Below are 19520 nucleotides of genomic sequence, written 5' to 3'. Positions count from 1 at the left end.
TCACCCTTCTTCAATTTAAAACGATTTCTTTGGAAATGTAAGGATGCAGCGCAATCCACCCAATGGTGAGTGGTCAAACTTCAAGGAGCCCTTCATGCCTTGTGCAATTTTGCACGATAATGCTAGACCTAATCCAGTTCCGCCAGTACTACGTGTTCTAGAATCATCCGCTCGATAGAAACGCTCACCTAAATGAGCCAATTGCTCATCAGTAAGACCTAATGGGCTATCGTCAACAATCACCGACCAAGTCTTATCGTTTTCGATCGTATGCACATGAATTCTTCCACCGGCTTCCGTATAGCGAATAGTATTACCGAGTAAGTTGACCATAATTTGTTTAAAACGATCTACATCTAATTGTAATTTCGTTCCATGCCCCTCTGCGCTAATCGTGAGATCGGCTTGTTCAAATTTAGGTTTGAAATTTTCAATCTCATTTAACACGACACTCCAAGGGTCAATTTCATTGAAATCAAAATTGAGTTGTTGTGCTTCAGCTTGTGCTAACGCAGCCAAATCTTGTGTTAATTTTTTCAGACTCGAAACTTGTGCCAACATTGAAGCAAAATGTTCAGGCGTTGGTTTACGTATTCCATCTTGCATTGCTTCAATTTGTGCTTGCAAAACAGCCAGCGGCGTTTTTAACTCATGCGAAGTGTCTGCAACCCACTGCTTTCTAGAATTTTCATGCTGATCTAGAATCACAGCTAACTGATTAATTTCAGTCGAAAGATCGCCAAGCTCATCGTTACGATTTACTTTCACCTGATGCTGAAAATTCCCTTTGGTTAATTCTCGTGTTGCATTTAATAAGCGTTGAATTGGCTTTCTAAAATAAGTTGCTAATAATAAGGCAGCAACCAAACTCGAAATAAATGTCAGAATATATATTAAAAATAAATAACGCTTTTGATTGCTAAAGAAATTAATACTTAAAGCATCATCTTGATCTAAAACAGGTCTTAGCCCGAGATACCCCACAATATTTCCATCAACTGTGATCGGTCGATACGACACCATATTCTCTGATGGTTCACCCAAGATAAACTGTTGTTTTGCATCATATAAGGAAAGTCTAGAACTTAAACCCAAGTGATCAGACATAGATATAAATAGTTTCTTGCCCTGCTGGTATTCAGAAGTTCTCAAACTAGAAAGCTTATTTTCATGTGATTTATCAGAACTGTTCGTGGTTCTTGTCTGATTCTGATTTGAACTTAATGGGAAACGCAATCCTTCAAATGGCTGAAATGCAGAAGGTAAATTTTCTTCTAAGACTTTCAGCTCTTCAGGACTAATAGTTTGCGTTCTTTGTGACTCAATTTCGCTAATTAATGTATGTTCTTTGAAATAACGCTGTTGCAATGCAATATCATATTGGCGACGTAACCACCAACGTGATAGTCGATCATAATCATCGGGTGCAGCTTCACCTTCAATTTGTAAAATCTGAGCTTGAACGGCATTGCCCCAATCTTGATAAACAGAGAATACGCCCGCTAAATTATCGATCAGATGATCAAGCTTTTGCATTTCTACATCAGCTACATATTTGGTGAAGTTTTTTTGCATCGTCCAATGCAGCACACTTAAGCTAACCGTCGTAATGAGCAATGTCGTTAACAGTACTGTAAAAAATAAGCGTAGTGCGATTGGTACGCGACGTATATTCAAATTGAACTCACATTATTTCTTCGTTTTTCAGTATTGTATCTAACACTGATTCAAAAAACTCTCCATTGTTTCTTCATCTTTATTATTTAATCTTTACCTATACCGAATCCAAACAACTTTGGGGATAAACATAATGAAAGCGATGAACAAAATTGTATTGGTGACCACTGGTTTAATCAGTATGGGCGCACTTACTGCATGTCAAACAACAACTCAAGCACCTCAAGACGTTAAAAAGGGTCACTATGATAAAAAACATCATCATAAAGAACGTTTAACACCTGAACAACGCGAGCAATTCAAACAAGCGCGTGCTGACCGTAAAGCGATGATGCAGCAAATTCGTCAAGCATGCGACGGCAAAGCTGTCGGTCAAACTGTTCAAATCAAAACTGATAAACAAAATATTGATGGTACTTGTCATATCCGTTTCGTAGCGGATCGTGCTGATATGAAAAAAATGCATGAGCAAGCACGTGCCCAATTTAAAGCTGAAAAGCCAACTTCGGTCCAAGCTAACCGTTCACAAAAAGGTGAACCTCTCACAGATGCCAAACGTACTGAGCTTGTTCAAAAATTTGATCAACGTTTGATGCAACAGCAAGTTAGTCAAAATGCAAAACTTCAAGCATGCAATGGGCAAACTGATGGTAAAAAAGTTCAAATCAAAGTGGGTGAACAGACTATCAACGGTGTATGTAAAGTTTATTTCAAACCAAATCAACCACTCGTTAAACCAGACTTAAAAAAATCCGCATAATTCAATTCAACTCACTACTAAGTGATTGAATATTAAAAAGGCGCATATTGCGCCTTTTTTTATGTCATAACTTATTACGTTTTTGACTATTCTGTTCACATATAATTCACGAAAAAACTATATACTCTAAACACTTAGCCAAAATTAATATTTTTTCTTTGACTTTACAGTCACACAGAATATGGCTATAAAACTTGTACCAAGCAATAACTTATTGCACGATGTAATAGAACAAAATAGGTGTCGTGGATGACACGACATTTTTTATTAGGATTATAAATCTGGTTTAACCAGTATTGAGGAACCCGATATGCCACAATACAAAGCGCCCTTACGTGATATGCAATTCGTTTTGCATGAATTATTAAATGCTGAAGAACACTTTTCAAAACTCCCTGCATTCCAAGAAAACGTAAGCCGTGAGTTGGTTGATCAATATTTAGAAGCTGCTGCAGATTTCTGTGAAAACGAATTATCTCCACTCAACCAAGTAGGTGACCGTGAAGGTTGTACTTGGAATGATGGTGTAGTTACTACTCCAACAGGCTTCAAAGAAGCATATAAAAAATATGTAGAATTAGGATTCCCATCTTTAGCTGCTGAAGAACAATATGGTGGTCAAGGCTTACCAAACTCTTTAGGCATTATCATTTCTGAAATGATCGGTTCTTCGAACTGGGCATGGGGTATGTACCCAGGTCTATCTCATGGTGCAGTTCGTACAATTGAACACCATGGTACGGAAGAGCAAAAAAATACTTACTTACCAAAACTGATTTCAGGTGAGTGGACAGGTACCATGTGTTTAACAGAATCTCATGCAGGTTCTGACCTTGGTATTATCCGCACAAAAGCTGAACCTAATGCAGATGGTAGCTTTGCAATTTCAGGTGAAAAAATCTTTATTTCCGCTGGTGAGCATGACATGGCGGACAACATTGTTCACATCGTTCTTGCGCGTTTACCAGGTGCTCCGAAGGGAACGAAAGGGATCTCATTATTCATCGTACCTAAGTTTAACTTAACTGCTGATGGTGAAGTTGGCGAGCGCAACGCTGTTCGTTGTGGTTCGATTGAACATAAAATGGGTATCCATGGTAACGCAACATGTGTGATCAATTTTGATCGTGCAACAGGTTACTTGATTGGCCCTGAAAACCGTGGTCTGAATGCAATGTTCACCTTCATGAACACTGCACGTATTGGTACAGCTGTACAAGGTTTGTCTGCTGCTGAATCATCTTTCCAAGGTGCTTTGGCATATGCGAAAGATCGTTTAGCAATGCGTTCACTTTCTGGTCCTAAAGCACCTGAAAAAGAAGCAGATCCTATTATTGTGCATCCAGCAGTTCGCAACTTAATCTTAACACAAAAAGCATTTGCTGAAGGTGGGCGAGCTCTAGTGTACTACCTTGCTCACTATGCTGATATCGTTGAGAAAGGCGCGACTGAAGAAGAACGTAAATTTGCAGATAACATTCTGTCATTATTAACGCCAATTGCTAAAGCATTCTTAACTGAAGTTGGTTATGAAGCTGCAAACAAAGGCGTACAAGTATTTGGTGGTCACGGCTTCATTTCAGAGCATGGTATGGAGCAAATCGTTCGTGATACACGTATTGCTTGCTTATATGAAGGTACCACTGAAATTCAGGCACTTGATTTGTTAGGTCGTAAAGTACTGCAAACTCAAGGTGCGATGTTGAAAGATTTCACTAAAATCATTCACAAATTCGCTGAAGCAAACAAAGATAATGCAGACTTGAAAGAGTTTGTTGAACCTTTGGCTGCACTCAACAAAGAATGGGGCGATTTAACTATGCAGATCGGTATGCGCGCGATGCAAAACCCTGATGAAGTCGGTGCTGCTGCAGTAGATTACCTATACTTCTCTGGTTATGTAACGCTAGCATTCTTATGGGCTCGCATGGCTCAAGTTGCTCAACAACAACTTGCAGCAGGTTCAACTGAAGTTGACTTCTACAATGCGAAAATCACAACAGCTCGCTTCTACTTCAAGAAGATCCTTCCACGCGTTCGCTCACATGTTGACGTAATTGCAGGTGGATTAGAACCATTAATGACTTTGGATGCTGAACATTTTGCATTCTAATGATCCATATTAAATATGTGTAAAAGAAAAAGGACAGTCATAGATTTGGCCGTCCTTTTTCTTTATAAATAAATTCGAGATATTAACCTTTAGTCGTCTAACAAGTCCTAATATGCTTCGATAGACTGCTAAGAACTAAAGATATTTAAACAAAAAAAGGTGAACGAAAATGCCAATCTATAATGCGCCTCTTACAGATATGAAGTTCATTTTGAATGATGTATTTCAAGCTGAACAATTTTGGCAATCAAATGAGAATTTAGCTCATATTGATGCTGCGACAGCTGAAGCTATTTTAGAAGAGATGGCTAAATTCGCTCAAAACGTAACCCTTCCCCTAAATCGCACAGGTGATGAAGAAGGCGCAACTTATAATAATGGATCTGTTACCACACCAGCGGGCTTTAAAGAAGCGTTCCAACAATATGCAGAAGGTGGTTGGATTGGCTTAGGTGCTGACGAAGAATGGGGCGGTCAAGGCATGCCAAAAATGCTGACTGTGCTTGCAGATGAAATGCTTTTTGCAACCAACCCATCATTTATGCTTTACCCACTTCTTTCTGTGGGTGCGGGTATGGCATTAAATAGCTATGCTTCTCAAGAACAAAAAGAAACCTATCTCCCTAAAATTTATTCAGGTGAATGGTCAGGTACGATGTGTCTCACAGAGCCTCACGCAGGTACTGATTTAGGCATTATTAAAACTAAGGCTGAACGTAATGAAGATGGTACTTACAACATCACGGGTACGAAAATCTTTATTACTGGTGGTGACCATGACTTAGCTGAAAATATTATTCACCTTGTATTAGCAAAAACGCCTGATGCTCCTGCTGGTTCACGCGGTATTTCTCTGTTCATTGTACCTAAATTCTTAGTGAATGAAGATGGTACCTTGGGTGATCGTAACCCTGTAAGCCCTGGTTCTATTGAACACAAAATGGGGATCAAAGCCTCTGCAACATGTGTGATGAACTTTGACGGTGCAAAAGGCTATTTAGTCGGTAAAGAAAACGAAGGTCTTGCTGCAATGTTCGTGATGATGAACTATGAACGTTTGTCAATGGGTATCCAAGGTTTAGGCGCTTCAGAATTTGCTTATCAAAATGCTGCTCAATACGCCACTGATCGCTTACAAGGTCGTAGTGCAACAGGTGTGAAATCTCCGAATAAACCTGCTGATAGTATTCTTGTACACGGTGATGTACGTCGTATGCTCTTAAATGCTCGTGCGAACAATGAAGCATCACGTGCATTTGCAGTATATGTAGGTCAACAACTGGATATTACAAAGTTCTCGACGGATCCAGAAGCAGTTGCAAAAGCAAATAATCGTGTTGCTTTGCTCACACCAATCGCAAAAGCATATTTAACAGACACTGCTTTCAATGCGACACTAGATGCCCAAATGGTCTTTGGTGGTCACGGCTATATTCGTGAATGGGGTATGGAACAATGTATCCGTGATCTTCGTATCTCACAAATTTATGAAGGAACGAACGGCGTTCAATCACAAGATTTAATTGGTCGTAAAACGATTAAATGTAATGGACAATTCATCGCAGAATATATCGAAGAAATTCGTGACTTTGCAAATGCATTAGATGCGGACTTAAATTACATCAAAGATGCCACTCTTGATGCTGCAACTGAACTTGAATCGATTACACAAGTTGTTCTTGAACGTGCTGCGGAAAATCCTGATTATGCGAATGCTGCTGCGGTTGATTATTTACATGCGGTAGGCTTACTCAGCTTTACCTATATGTTTGCTAAAATTGCTAAAGCTGCGAGTGAAAAATCAGGTGAGTTCTATGAGAACAAATTATCTTTGGTGAACTACTACATCCAACGCGTTTTACCTGAATTAAATACACGTTTAGCTCGCATCAAAGCTAGCTCTGAAATCGTGATGGGATTTAGCGAAGATTACTTCACAAATCAATCATAAGTTTTATCTTAAAAAAGCCTGATTCTTCAGGCTTTTTTTTACCTGAAATTTGCTTATTTTCAAAGCAACTCATAATAGTCTTCCCTGCTTAGACATAAGATGAGCATGAATTTTGCATCACTCCAATGAAACCATCAGGTTTTTTCAAAGGAGGAGATGTCATGATTAAAAAAGATATTACCGTAGAAAAAATCGAATCCTTATTAGATCGTTTTGGAAATCTAGCAGTTGAGAGCTTCCACTATATTGCGCTCTTTATTATTGGCTGCATGGTAATTTGGTCTGCAGGACATACCGTGATTGATATTCTTACGGTAAAACAATATGCAACGATTGATGACATTCTGTTGTTATTTATCTATTTAGAGCTAGGTGCGATGGTAGGTATTTATTTTAAGACCAATCATATGCCCGTCAGATTTCTGATCTATATCGCCATCACTGCCCTGACACGTCTGTTAATTTCAGATATTCAACATGACCATAAAGCTGATATTGATTTAGTCATCATTACAGGATCAATTTTAATCCTAGCATTCGCTATATTGGTCGTGCGTTTTGCTTCTTGGAATTTTCCATCAGTGATCAGAGATAAACACCAAGATAAACCTTTACCATTTGGAAAAACACCACGCCCTGAAGATGATGAGTTGGCTTAGATAAAGATGGCTTAGACAAATTGGATTAAGCATCTAACGATCATTTGGCATCTGGATATATCGACCATTTTGGTATATCCAATGCATTCCAACTTGTGGTGCAGGAAGACCATAACGACGCCAATCTGAAATCAGCATATACTGACTCATTTCAATAGTACCACCCTGCCCATTTACGAAACTTGACTGCTTGCTAGAATATGTCGTCGTGGTCGGTAAAGACTGTTGATAGATCACTGTAATCCCATTCTGCTGCGGATACGCTGGATAAGGAGGATATGGTCGCTGTAATTGAGGTCTATTCTGAGCAAAACGTGGTTGTTGCAATGGGACTGGCTTACTTAGACGATCTGCATTACCAGTATATATTGGAGTCTGTGTTGGTTTTACAGGTCGAACCTTAGAACCTTGGTAATTACCCCAACTATCTGCAAAAGTATGACTCGTTATTAAAAGAATCACTGAACCCAATAGAGTCTTAACCAATATTGTATTGTTCATCTCTATTACCTCATTCCAAATTTAAGATTACTTTTATTTTCAAAATTCATTCTAAAGCTTAAATATAGATCAATCATGTAGAAATCTTGAACATTATTTAAAATTTTAAATTTAATACTTTAGACCTTTTATTTATCTGCATGAGTCTGTTTGTAAATCTGCTAGACTAACCATTTTTAACTTTGCGAGATTATCCACCGTGCCTGAAATGAGTTTTGATCGCCTGCACCAATTTTTTTGTAAAGTTCCGAGTGTCCAAGAAAACTATATCGATTCTTATGGCACTGATGGTGAACATGCATGGTGGTTTAAATTTCAAATCAATATCGACCATGCCTTAGCTTGGCAAACGGTTCAAGAACTTGGTCATGTATTAAATTACATTTCTAAAAATGAACGCCTACCCACTCAGTTTTTACCAGTGTCTCCTCCACCCTATATGAATGGTGAGGCGAAACAATTCTTATCTTGGGTGATTCAGTGTAATCATCCTGATTTTACGCCAGATGTGGTTTGTGATTGGTTAGAAGCACGTTTACCTCAACCTGTTGAGGATGAGTCTAAGTGGAAAATTAAAACCGATATTAAAGAGCTCGATCAGATTGATGATAAGGAACTCGATAAATTAGTTCCACCGAATCCATAAATGAAAAAATCCCTCTTTCGAGGGATTTTTTTAGAAGGTTGAGAGACCACTCCATTCCATGAATCGATAAATGGCATATTTCATTATTGAATCTTCTGCATATTCTGAGTAATCAACACTCATTTGCTTACCCTCTAAATTCATCCAAGCAGTATCAAAATACTGTACTGCATCTTTAAAAACTTGCTGATTTGAAGAGCCAATAACACGTAAATCAGTTTCTAAATTATAATTTTTCAAATTACGAGCAGTAAAATTAGCCGACCCCAAAATCAGTTCAACCTGATTTGAACTACGCTTAATAATCATTTTTGAATGGCACTGCTCACCTTGTGTATTACACCAGCGTACGTCTATTCCAGCTTTATAGAGCTCTGTCGCGACAGGACGATTTGGAATACCATTTTTAGTACGTCCAAATGCATCTTTGTTCGGGTCTAGTAATACACGAACTTTAACACCGCGTTGGTGAGCTTTAATTAAGGCTTCAATAATTTCTCGCTCTGATAAATAGAACATTGCCAAATCTATTTTTGCATCAGCACCTTGAGCAGATTCAATCAGTTTCAGCACTTCATCATATATTGCTTTTTCTGTCAGTACTTGCACTTGTGGCAACTGTTTATCTTCTGGTACATCTCCCACAATAACCATTGGAATATTTGCTTTAGAAAATAAAGCCACTGATTGTTCAGTTTTTAAAATATCGACAGCTGTATGCCCTTCGACCACAAGTGCTACATTAGAATGGCTTGAGCTTCCATCATGCGGATTCATCGAAGTCACTAGTGTTTTCCATCCCTCGAATGTATCCACTATGATGGTTTTACGATGGTTCGCTTTAAAATTAAAAAGATTTAAATAACTTCGAATGGTAATTTTTTCTTCGCCGAAAGGATTACTTAACCAACCTTTCTCAGCATTGTTTCCTAAATTCTGACAACAAAAATACCAAATGCCCGACCACAGTGGATTCGATGCGCGTAATGGTGATAAATCTGTTTCTATGACATCAATTCCTGCTTGTCTGAGTTGTCGATAGTGCTCTGGGATTATTCCACCATAAACTGAATTTATAGGATCAGTGATTAATTTAATTTCAATATTCGGTGTTAGACGCTTTTTTTGAATGAGTGCTTGGGTCAGTTCTTGTGTTAAGGCGCGATGTTGATTTTGAGACTGACCAGTTTCAGGATTGAACAGAAACATATCTAACACAATTGTGGTTTGCGCTTGCTCAATAAGATTGAGAATTTCATCAAAAATCTGATGCTGCTGTCGCTGACCCGCCGTATCTATATAAGTTTGGTCTGCTAGGAATTTCACATTTGCATGCCGTAATTTACCGGAATAATTAAGCCCTTCTGGTAATGGTTTATAAATATGATAAAGCGCTGAGGCTAAATAGCCGATGGTCAGCATACCGAGAATCAGACCAACATAACGTCGGTTTGACCAATTTAATTTTTGGTGAATTCGTTTAAATAGACGCATAACAAAAAACCTAGTCCGATACTTTCAGACTAGGTTTTAATTTACGTTTTTTCAAGCATTAAACTGTTTTTAACACGTTGAATTAAATTAGAACCCGTATTCAACGCCGACGGTAAAATTACGTCCAATTTGTGGAACATTCGACAAAAATGAATTGTGCGAATAAACCTGATCATCCAACAAGTTATTTGCTTTTAAATAAACCCGATAATCGTTGCGATTGTTTAACTGCCCAGCATAAGACACACCAACATTGACCATGTTATAACCTTGGGTTTCTTTTTCAAAGTCAGCAAATTTATCTTGCTTGAATACATGATAATACTCAGCTAAACCAGACCAACCATCAGCAAAATTGGTTTCCACCTTTGTACCAAGTCGTCCAGCAGGAACACGTGGAGCATTTTCCCCCTCTATCTTGCCTCTTACATAATCACCAAACACACTCACCTTGTAAGTATCATTAATTTGATAGCCTAGCTGAGCCTCAGTTCCATAAAAACGTGCCTTATCCTGCGTATATTTAAGTCCACGTAAATTGCCTTGTTGAGCTACAGTTGCACCATAAATATAGTCATCAAACCAATTGTGATAAACATGAACATGATAATCGAGCTGATCACCTTCATAATGGAGACCTAACTCTAGATTATTTGATGTTTCCTTATCAATATCTGGATTACCTAGCTCATATGTGTTTGTTGCAAAATGAAGACCATCTGCATATAACTCTTGAGCTAGCGGTAAACGTTGTTGATGAGACCCCACTAGAGACAACTTATAATTTGGCGCGAACTCCCAATTAGCTGCAGCTGATCCTGAAACAGCAGTCCCTGAGTAGTTCTTTTGATTGGAATCGACATCAATTTTTTGATGGTCTACACGAGCGCCCAATTCGACATGCACAGGACCAATCTGTTTATGTTCTAGTGCAAATAAACTGTACTTATTGGTTTTTGTATCCGCCATCAGAACATCATGACTATGACCATGATGTTCATGATCGTGATCACTATGATCATGGTCACCATGATCAACTTCATCATGGTCATGTCCCTCAGGCGCATTAAGTTTTATTTTTTGCTGAGATGCTTGTACACCTACAACACCCTCCCAACCTAACAACGGTATATGAACCAACTCTAAACGACCATCATAACCCTTACTTTTAAAGTTACTAATAACTTCATTTTCTTCTAGTTCATCATGCTCGTAATCTGTAAAACTTAAATGAGCTCGCAGCTTTTCAAATCCTTTTAATGGATCATTTAATTCAGTTCGCAAATCATAGCGTTCAGATTTTAAGTCAACCCATGGACCTGCAGCATTTTCGTGTTCATGGTCGTGCGCTGAATTAGGTGGTGGACAATGGAAATGATCTCCATGCAATTCACATCCATGATATTCATGACTATGACCTGGTAATCCATATTTATCTTGTCGATTACTATATGACAGCCCCACAAAACCTCGATCATGGATCCATGAGCCGCCGACATTAACTGTTTGACCTTCTGAGAAGGTATTTTCTACACGTTTAGCACTTTCACGATGAGGCTCTGTCTCACCTTCATGATGATGTTCAGTGAAGTAACCTTTGAAAGGGATATAATCATTGGCTTTATGCTTCGTGCCTTCAACACGAAGTGCAAAATTTTCACCTATAGCTGCTGTTACACCTGCACTCGCAAGTTTTTCATCACTCCCAGAGTTGTAGCGGACGCCCACTTGCCCCTCTAGACCATTAGCTGGCATTTGTGTAGGTATTTTTTGATCAGTCACATTGACTAAACCACCCACAGTACCAGCTGAGTAAAGCAATGTTGAAGGTCCTCGGATAACTTCCACTTGCTTCGCCAAAATAGGATCAACCGTTACGGCATGGTCAGGAGAAAGTGTTGATACATCTGCAGTTTCAGAAGCATGCTGTAAAACTTTTACACGCGGTCCATCTTGGCCACGAATCACAGGACGACTTGCACCTGTTCCATACTGATTAGAATAAACACCCAACTCATCGGCTAACGCATCACCTATGGTTGTTGGTCTTTCAGATAATTTTTTTTGATCAATCACATGATCTGCTACAGCGAAGTCAGCAGCTGTTTGAACCAATGGATGTGCGGTAGAAGAAATTGTATCTAATTGAACATTTTTTTGTTTTTGATCAGCATGTGCTGCGGATGCTATCACTGCCAAGACGGAGGCAGTAATGATATTTTTATGAAAGTTCATACGACAAGCTCAAAATTCGAGAATTTACAATTGTTGTTATAATATAACATTTCAACCAAACTTCAATCATATTTCATTCATTTACTCCAAATTAATTACCTTCATATAATTAAACCAATGGGTTACATATCAATGTTAATCTATAAAATTCGGATAGCATTTTTTTGATATATTTCAGCAATGCCCTTTACAATTTCACATGCTGTACTCGCACCAATTTTGCATAAAGCATCGAAAGGAACACTTCCTATTTCTGCTCTAGCAATTGGTTGCATGGTCCCTGACTTATTTCGTCTTTTTACAGACGAACATATCCAAATCTCACATCAATGGAGCGCATTGCTATACCCCAATTTATTGGTGGGAATGGCATTCTGTCTATTGTGGTATGCACTATTACGACCTACTTTTTTTAGATGGATTGGTATTTACAATCCCTTAAAACTCTCGAACTTTAGATCTGTCTTTCAATTCTTGGTGCTGATCAATATTTCATTAATCTTGGGTATCAGCAGTCATATCCTTTGGGATGGTTTAACTCATGTTGATTACAGAACCTTTGCTTTTCATGATCTATTAGCTAAGCAAATCAATCTTTTCGGACAACACTACTCCCTCCATCGAATTTTACAGGTCGGTACCTCTATTATAGTTTTACCCTTTATTTTATGGTTTGCAAAACAGTATTTTTGTACTTACCGTCAACCATTCAGAGTAACTCGTTCTATCACTATTTTTGCTGTAGTATCCGTGCTAATTTCAATATTAGTTGGATTATTTGGATTTATTCATTTCAACTCTAATTACAATACAGCCATTTTAAATGACCTATATGGTTACATTGGCTTCTCAATTAATTATTTCTTTAGAGGCTTTCTATTGACGTTTGCGATTTGTGCGCTTGTTTTTCAAATCCTAGATCAATTGGAATTATTCGAAGGATCGTCTTAATTTTAAATTTGCATTAAATAATTGGGCTTTCATAATCTTCTCCTTGTGACTGTAGTCTCAAAGAGGCATAATTCACCCTTTGTATAAAGGCGTTACGCTGTTTACGTATACGCTTTCATTAACCCATATAGTTGGATTTTTAACGCTATGATGCGAACTCATTACTGCGGTTCATTAACCGAAGCTCAAATTGATCAAACCGTTACACTTTGCGGATGGGTACACCGTCGCCGTGACCACGGTGGTGTAATTTTCCTTGATATGCGTGACCGTGATGGTCTAGTTCAAGTGGTTATTGATCCTGATACACCAGAAGCTTTCGAAACAGCTGATAAAGCTCGTTCTGAATTTGTTTTAAAAATTACTGGTCGCGTTCGCCGTCGTTATGCTGGTACTGAAAATGCCAACATGGTGAGTGGTCAAATCGAAGTATTAGGTAAAGAAATTGAAGTTCTAGCAGCGTCTGAAACTCCACCATTTCCATTAAATGATGATAATACTAATATTTCAGAAGAAATTCGTTTGAAGTATCGTTTCTTGGACATTCGTCGCCCAGAAATGTTAGAGCGTTTACGTTTCCGCTCTAAATTAACAAACCTTATTCGTAACTATTTCGAAGAAAATGGATTTTTAGACGTTGAAACACCTATTTTGACACGTGCGACTCCTGAGGGTGCGCGTGACTATTTAGTTCCAAGCCGTGTATCAAATGGTAGTTTCTACGCTCTTCCGCAATCACCACAGTTGTTTAAACAATTGTTAATGGTGGGTGGTATTGATCGTTATTACCAAATTGCTAAATGTTTCCGTGACGAAGACTTACGTGCTGACCGTCAGCCTGAATTCACACAAATCGACGTTGAAACATCGTTCATGAGTGACGATGACATTATGGATTTAATGGAACGTTTAACAGTTAAGATGTTTAAAGAACTTCTTAATGTTCAATTTGATAGGTTCCCACGTATGACCTATGCAGATGCAATGCGTGACTATGCATCTGACAAGCCTGACTTACGTATTCCACTTAAACTCGTTGACGTTGCAGATTTAATGCAAGATGTAGAGTTCAAAGTATTCGCAGGTCCTGCTAAAGATCCTAAAGGTCGTATTGTTGCGCTTCGCGTACCGGGTGCAGGCTCTCTTCCACGTAGCCAAATCGACGAGTACACTAAGTTTGTAGGTATCTACGGTGCAAAAGGTTTAGCTTATATTAAAGTCAATGAGCTGGAAAAAGGCATTGAAGGCTTACAATCTCCTATCGTGAAATTCATCGAGCCAATCGTTCTTGATCTATTAAAACGTGTGGGTGCTGAAAATGGCGATATCGTATTCTTCGGTGCAGATAAAGCGAAAGTTGTAAACGATGCAATGGGTGCTTTACGTATCAAAGTCGGTCATGACATGAAGATGGCAACTTGCGAGTGGGCACCACTTTGGGTTGTTGATTTCCCAATGTTTGAAGAAACTGATGATGGCAAATGGACCTCTGTTCACCACCCATTCACGCTGCCTAAATCTAGCGTAGAAGAAGTGAAGAACAACCCAGGTGCAGCATTATCTGTAGCTTACGATATGGTGCTTAACGGTACTGAAATCGGTGGTGGTTCACTTCGTATTCACAACCTAGAAATGCAAAAAGCAATTTTTGAAGCTTTAGGTATTGGTGAAGAAGAAGCAGAAGAAAAATTCAGCTTCTTATTGAACGCTTTACGTTATGGTGCACCTCCACACGGTGGTTTAGCATTCGGTTTAGACCGTCTTGTGATGTTAATGACAGGTGGTTCTTCTATTCGTGATGTGATTGCATTCCCGAAAACGAAAACCGCGGAATGTCCTTTAACACAAGCTCCTGCACCAGTTGAATCAACTCAACTTCGTGATCTTGGTATTCGCTTACGTGAAAAACCAAAAGCTGAATCACAAGAATAACGTTTTGTTGATCTAAATAAAAACCCTGCAACTGCAGGGTTTTTATTTCATTGAGATAAACGCTCAAAAATGGCATAATCTCAGAAAATATTTAAGAGTTCATTCATATGGCTATGCGTCCTGATGTTCGTCGTCATACAATCATTATTATTGTATTTTGCATCGTGCAATGGGCATTTATGCGTTATATCTTGAATGAACAATTATTTAACCTCACCACTTATCAGCGTATCGTGTTCTTTAGTACGAGTAGTTTTATTGCAGCTTTTGGTTCAATCGCCGCACTTATTTATATGGTGATTAAAGGAAATGCGGATAAATAAGCATTGAGCTTACTTCCCTCTTCATTCTTCTCTTGCTTAAATTAAGTCAGTATTCATCTGACAAGATTCACCTATTATCAATAAATTATTAATTTTTAAATATAAATTAAATACTTAAGGGTTTAAAATTTTTAATAAAAACTTATGTCGATCATATTGGTGCACTATAGGAATCACAGATTGATCTTTATTGACTATTTTGCCATCTAACAAAGATATCTCTTCTTGCGAAAATAACCCTAAAGTTATTATATTGGAATCATTGGGTTGGCAGAATTGAATATTGGGTATACGACCATCGAATATCAACTTATTATGCATGGCTTGATCATAAATTCGATTCGACATGATTTTATATGGAATATTACAAAACTCACTTATCATTAACTGAATATAAGCCAGCATAGACTCTCGATCACCATAGCTTACTCCTGAACATGAAATCTGCTGCATTCCCATTTGCTCTAAGACTTCTACACCGTATGCATCTTTAATCCAGTCAGCGTTAAAAGCCTCATCCTTTAATTTAACCTTTTGTTTTTCCATCCCGACATACAATCCATGTACGATGCCATCAAGTGGTGGAGCTTGGAAAATTACATCCCGAATATCAGATAAAAGAATTTTTTGAGCATTTGGACGAAGTCGAATCGCTTTTTGATACTCAAAGAAACGACCTACATGAGGATAACTCGCATAGTTCAAAGCGATTTCTTTCCAACCTTGCATTGGAATTTTAGCTACAAATTGAAAAAACAGAGTGGCGCAACGTCGTGCCAACTTATGTTTGAGTAATCCAACATAATTATTACGATAGTGTAGCTTACCCATAGAACTAAATTGGTAATTAATAGTGTAGTGTTGAATATGCTTTAAGTGTTTTCTATATTCTTCTAATTGTTTACGATAAATGATTAAAACAAGTTCACCATCAAATCCAGTATGATCTAAAGAGTTTATGAACGCTAAAATTTGAGAAACACTATAACCTGTAGCAGCAGCTAGAATAACCTTCTCATCACCCATCGATATTTTTCCTATTTAAACTTAATTGTTCGGTGCTGATATACATCCAACAGTTGCTGAATGAGTCTAAACCACTCCCGTACAACCTTTTGTTTAAACGTCAATTTCTGCTTGATATGCTGTACTTGAATATCAAAACGCTTACGACGATTCTGCTCTAAACTACTTTCAAAAATTTCTTTTTGTGTAGGCTTTAATATATCGCTTTGAATACACAACCCAGGACTTAATTGATATGGAGTATACTGAGTTGACTGATCAAATAATTCAAAAACTATATGATCAACAGCCACCATTTCATCAAGACTTCGAGCATATTGCAATAATTGTTCACAAGCCTTTCTAGATAAAATATAGCCAGCACAACCTAAGTGTATACCATTCAGCTGATACAACGCTCGTTTACCAGGTACTATAGCTTGCTTTTGATAAGCCATTTTTATTTTTTTTGAGAAAACTTCAAGTTTGATTATATGTGTATCTTTTGGTATCCAATTATAATTCTCTAAAAGTAGATGACTCTCTTGCCCCAGGTAAACATCATCTTCAAATATAGTAATAAAATCAAATTGCTCATCAACTGCTTTTTTCCACAAAGTGAGGTGACTCAATAAGCAAGCTATTTCACCTTCTGTAAGCTCTGTCTTTTGAAAATTTAGATCTAATAAGTTAATCGATTTCTGACAAGAATCAGGTGTAATCGCATTAAAAAACTCAAAACCAATATTTTGACGATTGAATTCAATGCTTATGTGTTCACGTCGGCTCTTAGCAGTCTCTAAGCTAATAACAAAATTTCTCATAATTCAGCTACTTAAACTCTACTTTTCTAGCAAACAAACATAGCCTCAACTTATGAATCAAACGAAGAAATTCTCGTTTGATTTTTTGATCAATGCTCAACATTTGTTTTGGTACTTTAAAATTGTTGCGGAAAGCATCTAGCGAACTAACGAGCGTAATTTCTTGCTTGAGAACTTTCTCTTGTATACAAATGGCAGGTTCCAACTGATAAACAATATAATCATTGTGTTTAAGCAAATCAGAGAATAGTATGTGATCCAATGGTTTCAACGTTGTTTGATGCTGAATATAGTTTAGAATATTCTTTATGGCTTTTTTCGAAAGTATATATCCCGCAGCCCCAAAGTGATCTGTTTTTAGCTCACTTATTACATGTTTTTCTTTACTTAATTTTGATTTTTTTAAAATTACTCTCTCGAAGAAAGTTTCAATCTTTAAAATATCTATATTTTGTTCTAACCAACTACTATCCTTTAAAAATAATGATGCATCTTCAGTTAAAAAAATGTCATCTTCAAAGATCGCAACATACTCCAAACCATCATTCAGCGCTTTCTTCCAAACAGTAATATGGCTCAATGCACACGCCAATTCACCTTCACTAATTTTAGTCAGGTCAAAAAAATCAAAATCGGATTTTATAATTTCGTAGGCTAAATCGGGAGTTAGAGCATCAAAAAACTCAAAATCAATTTTTTTTGCGTGAAATTCCTCAGTGATATGACTCCTTCGCTCATGAGCAGAAGGTAAACTTATAACAAAACTCTTCATATAAAATTGGGGATCTACTTTTTACTAAGCTTATAAAATAAAAAAAGTTAATAGATTATGGTTGTTAATAAATTTCACATTCAACAGTTCTAGTATGAAAAAAACATATACATTATACTTTAATTTAGATTAATTAAAAAAATATCTATCCATAAAAGTTAGTTTTTCTAGTTTGTCTAATTACACATTAGAACATTTGCAATACATTTAAAAACTACATGAGAGTTTAGCATTTTTAATGCCAATCTAAATGAGTGCTATCTTTCAATAATGATGGAGCTTGATAATTAAATGCTTTACCCTCAACAGCCATTTGATATTTTTCTAAATATCCATACATCATTTTTTCAGCATTAAAATATTCTTTAACATGTTCGTGGCACTGTAAAGGATCATATTTCTGATTCAAAATAGCATCGACTAACTCATCGGTTTGAGGTGAAAGTTTTCCACAAAAATGAGGAACTAATTCTGGAATAGCCCCATAAGGCGTTGAAAAAACTGGACACCCGAAATACATACTTTCGATAATCGCTAAACCAAATGGTTCATGCCAACGCACTGGAAAAATCAAACCTTTTGAACCATTTAATAGTGCGAGTTTTTCTTGACCGCCCACCATACCATGAAAACGAATATTTGGAGAAAATGTTAAGCGTATGCCTCGTTTAAAATTAAAGCGGTCACCACCCAATACATCTAATTTTTGCTTCGCTTTTAAAGCAACATTGATCGCACCTTTGACATTCTTTAAACGCCAAGCCGCTTTACCTAAGAAATGATAATAATCACGCTTGGCTTTCCAATTCACATTACCATAATTTGACCAATCGAGGCCGTTATAAACAAAACTGTTCGACTGATGTCTCTCTGCATGATTTTTTGAAACAAAAATAGTATTTCTATCTAACAAATCACCCACTTGAGCATTACCATGTTCTGTCACAACATAAGGTATATCAATTTCAAGGTTTTTAGGTTGGAATTGAAAATGAACGATATCTGTATTTTCAGGAATTAATTGACTCCAAGATTTAAAAGGATCAATTTCAATAACTTCTGCAAAATCACAAGTTGAGCCCTTCGGGACGATAAATGTGACTTTATGACCGAACTCGACTAATTTTTTTGCTAAATCCCAAATAACTCGCTCCGTTCCACCGTAAGCAAAAACTGGAATCGTCGACATATTTGCGATTACAATATTCATTTATTCTTCTCTTGATTCATTTGCCAAAGCATCACGTATTTATTAAAGGTGTATCCCATCGAAGCGATTGCCAAAAATAATCCATATGCTCCACCAACAAAATCACCTCGGATAATATATTCTCGAATAAATGAAAATATTGATCGAAATATTAAGGCAATTAAACTGACTTTTTTTCCATTTTTAGGTGGTGTTTCAAAAAGTATGCTGGCGTTAAACAAATCCGTTATTAAGGTAAAAGAAAGTCAAATCAAAGGCTTTAAAATGATTTTCGAGCTTTTTAGAAAAGTTGCAACTTCTCCTAAATCCACGCCTGATTCGATGACGAATTCTACAATTGTTACCTTCAATACCGACGGTAAAAAACTTACCGATCACTTGCTTGCAACATTGAAATGCTGTGATAAAACTATCCCAATGATCACTCGCAATTCGAGCATATTGAACCCCAAGCTTTTTAAGTCTAG

The 19520-nt window shown here is 37.3% G+C and carries 17 protein-coding genes and 1 pseudogene; 8 read left to right on the top strand and 10 right to left on the bottom strand.

Translation table 11 applies throughout. From position 1 onward, the window contains the following. Positions 1-15: 15 nt before the first annotated feature. A complete protein-coding gene (baeS, locus tag FTV32_RS07085; RefSeq protein WP_035265564.1) occupies positions 16-1677 on the bottom strand; it encodes a sensor histidine kinase efflux regulator BaeS in 1662 nt (553 codons plus the stop codon). A gap of 133 nt (positions 1678-1810) precedes the next feature. On the opposite strand from baeS, the gene FTV32_RS07080 reads away from it, so the two are divergent. The 4 genes from FTV32_RS07080 to FTV32_RS07065 all read left to right on the top strand — a co-directional run bounded on the left by FTV32_RS07080 (position 1811) and on the right by FTV32_RS07065 (position 7160). Beyond that, complete coding sequence (locus FTV32_RS07080; protein ID WP_180028281.1) at positions 1811-2437, top strand: hypothetical protein; 627 nt, start codon at positions 1811-1813, stop codon at positions 2435-2437. A gap of 310 nt (positions 2438-2747) precedes the next feature. After that, positions 2748-4550, top strand: coding sequence for an acyl-CoA dehydrogenase C-terminal domain-containing protein (locus tag FTV32_RS07075; RefSeq protein ID WP_180028280.1), 1803 nt, complete (start codon positions 2748-2750; stop codon positions 4548-4550). A 169-nt stretch (positions 4551-4719) separates the two neighbouring features. Beyond that, complete coding sequence (locus tag FTV32_RS07070; RefSeq protein ID WP_180028279.1) at positions 4720-6501, top strand: acyl-CoA dehydrogenase C-terminal domain-containing protein; 1782 nt, start codon at positions 4720-4722, stop codon at positions 6499-6501. A 161-nt stretch (positions 6502-6662) separates the two neighbouring features. After that, positions 6663-7160, top strand: a complete 498-nt coding sequence (locus tag FTV32_RS07065; protein WP_180028278.1) for a phosphate-starvation-inducible protein PsiE — start codon at positions 6663-6665, stop codon at positions 7158-7160. A gap of 33 nt (positions 7161-7193) precedes the next feature. Here FTV32_RS07065 and FTV32_RS07060 read toward each other — a convergent pair whose 3' ends face one another. After that, positions 7194-7661 (bottom strand): RcnB family protein, encoded by a 468-nt coding sequence (locus tag FTV32_RS07060; RefSeq protein WP_180028277.1) that lies wholly within the window; start codon positions 7659-7661, stop codon positions 7194-7196. A 199-nt stretch (positions 7662-7860) separates the two neighbouring features. On the opposite strand from FTV32_RS07060, the gene FTV32_RS07055 reads away from it, so the two are divergent. Further along, complete coding sequence (locus FTV32_RS07055; protein WP_092767573.1) at positions 7861-8307, top strand: hypothetical protein; 447 nt, start codon at positions 7861-7863, stop codon at positions 8305-8307. Between the two features lie 30 nt (positions 8308-8337). On the opposite strand, the gene FTV32_RS07050 is transcribed toward FTV32_RS07055, so the two are convergent. Beyond that, a complete protein-coding gene (locus tag FTV32_RS07050) occupies positions 8338-9801 on the bottom strand; it encodes a phospholipase D family protein (protein ID WP_180028276.1) in 1464 nt (487 codons plus the stop codon). A gap of 87 nt (positions 9802-9888) precedes the next feature. Further along, the gene (gene znuD / locus FTV32_RS07045) at positions 9889-12036 is read right to left on the bottom strand and encodes a zinc piracy TonB-dependent receptor ZnuD (protein WP_180028275.1); all 2148 of its coding nucleotides are present in this window, start codon (positions 12034-12036) and stop codon (positions 9889-9891) included. Positions 12037-12216: 180 nt separating this feature from the next. Between znuD and FTV32_RS07040 the strand changes: the two genes are divergently transcribed. The 3 genes from FTV32_RS07040 to FTV32_RS07030 all read left to right on the top strand — a co-directional run bounded on the left by FTV32_RS07040 (position 12217) and on the right by FTV32_RS07030 (position 15242). Continuing rightward, positions 12217-12987, top strand: a complete 771-nt coding sequence (locus FTV32_RS07040; RefSeq protein ID WP_180028274.1) for a DUF4184 family protein — start codon at positions 12217-12219, stop codon at positions 12985-12987. Positions 12988-13134: 147 nt separating this feature from the next. Continuing rightward, the gene (aspS, locus tag FTV32_RS07035; RefSeq protein ID WP_180028273.1) at positions 13135-14919 is read left to right on the top strand and encodes an aspartate--tRNA ligase; all 1785 of its coding nucleotides are present in this window, start codon (positions 13135-13137) and stop codon (positions 14917-14919) included. 107 nt (positions 14920-15026) lie between these two features. Continuing rightward, positions 15027-15242, top strand: coding sequence for a hypothetical protein (locus FTV32_RS07030; protein WP_035265580.1), 216 nt, complete (start codon positions 15027-15029; stop codon positions 15240-15242). 114 nt (positions 15243-15356) lie between these two features. Here FTV32_RS07030 and FTV32_RS07025 read toward each other — a convergent pair whose 3' ends face one another. The 6 genes and pseudogenes from FTV32_RS07025 to FTV32_RS07005 all read right to left on the bottom strand — a co-directional run. Continuing rightward, positions 15357-16268, bottom strand: coding sequence for a hypothetical protein (locus FTV32_RS07025; protein ID WP_180028272.1), 912 nt, complete (start codon positions 16266-16268; stop codon positions 15357-15359). An 11-nt stretch (positions 16269-16279) separates the two neighbouring features. After that, complete coding sequence (locus tag FTV32_RS07020; protein ID WP_180028271.1) at positions 16280-17071, bottom strand: glycosyltransferase family 25 protein; 792 nt, start codon at positions 17069-17071, stop codon at positions 16280-16282. Positions 17072-17078: 7 nt separating this feature from the next. Beyond that, positions 17079-17843 carry a glycosyltransferase family 25 protein gene (locus FTV32_RS07015; protein ID WP_180028270.1) on the bottom strand — a complete coding sequence of 255 codons (765 nt, stop codon included), beginning with the start codon at positions 17841-17843 and terminating at the stop codon, positions 17079-17081. Between the two features lie 235 nt (positions 17844-18078). Continuing rightward, on the bottom strand, positions 18079-19053 hold the full coding sequence (locus FTV32_RS07010) for a glycosyltransferase (RefSeq protein WP_092767587.1): 975 nt from the start codon (positions 19051-19053) through the stop codon (positions 18079-18081). Further along, a pseudogene (locus tag FTV32_RS17675) lies at positions 19050-19235 on the bottom strand (glycosyltransferase family 2 protein); the annotation flags it as partial. The pseudogene FTV32_RS17675 and the gene FTV32_RS07010, both read right to left, overlap by 4 nt. A gap of 31 nt (positions 19236-19266) precedes the next feature. Further along, positions 19267-19520, bottom strand: a 254-nt coding sequence (locus tag FTV32_RS07005) for an IS1 family transposase (RefSeq protein ID WP_257227603.1), incomplete at its 5' end; no start/stop codon positions are given.

The sequence above is a fragment of the Acinetobacter sp. YH16032 genome, assembly GCF_013417345.1.
Taxonomy (GTDB): Bacteria; Pseudomonadota; Gammaproteobacteria; order Pseudomonadales; family Moraxellaceae; genus Acinetobacter.
Note: the sequence above shows the minus strand (reverse complement) of the source record. Positions and strands in the feature narration are given on the sequence as shown.

Coding starts and splice junctions, on each gene's coding strand:
- FTV32_RS07010 (WP_092767587.1), bottom strand. CDS start 19,053: ATGAATATTGTAATCGCAAATATGTCGACGATTCCAGTTTTTGCTTAC.
- FTV32_RS07075 (WP_180028280.1), top strand. CDS start 2,748: ATGCCACAATACAAAGCGCCCTTACGTGATATGCAATTCGTTTTGCAT.
- aspS (WP_180028273.1), top strand. CDS start 13,135: ATGATGCGAACTCATTACTGCGGTTCATTAACCGAAGCTCAAATTGAT.
- FTV32_RS07020 (WP_180028271.1), bottom strand. CDS start 17,071: ATGAGAAATTTTGTTATTAGCTTAGAGACTGCTAAGAGCCGACGTGAA.
- znuD (WP_180028275.1), bottom strand. CDS start 12,036: ATGAACTTTCATAAAAATATCATTACTGCCTCCGTCTTGGCAGTGATA.
- FTV32_RS07070 (WP_180028279.1), top strand. CDS start 4,720: ATGCCAATCTATAATGCGCCTCTTACAGATATGAAGTTCATTTTGAAT.
- FTV32_RS07040 (WP_180028274.1), top strand. CDS start 12,217: ATGCCCTTTACAATTTCACATGCTGTACTCGCACCAATTTTGCATAAA.
- FTV32_RS07080 (WP_180028281.1), top strand. CDS start 1,811: ATGAAAGCGATGAACAAAATTGTATTGGTGACCACTGGTTTAATCAGT.
- FTV32_RS07030 (WP_035265580.1), top strand. CDS start 15,027: ATGGCTATGCGTCCTGATGTTCGTCGTCATACAATCATTATTATTGTA.
- FTV32_RS07065 (WP_180028278.1), top strand. CDS start 6,663: ATGATTAAAAAAGATATTACCGTAGAAAAAATCGAATCCTTATTAGAT.
- FTV32_RS07060 (WP_180028277.1), bottom strand. CDS start 7,661: ATGAACAATACAATATTGGTTAAGACTCTATTGGGTTCAGTGATTCTT.
- FTV32_RS07025 (WP_180028272.1), bottom strand. CDS start 16,268: ATGGGTGATGAGAAGGTTATTCTAGCTGCTGCTACAGGTTATAGTGTT.
- FTV32_RS07050 (WP_180028276.1), bottom strand. CDS start 9,801: ATGCGTCTATTTAAACGAATTCACCAAAAATTAAATTGGTCAAACCGA.
- FTV32_RS07015 (WP_180028270.1), bottom strand. CDS start 17,843: ATGAAGAGTTTTGTTATAAGTTTACCTTCTGCTCATGAGCGAAGGAGT.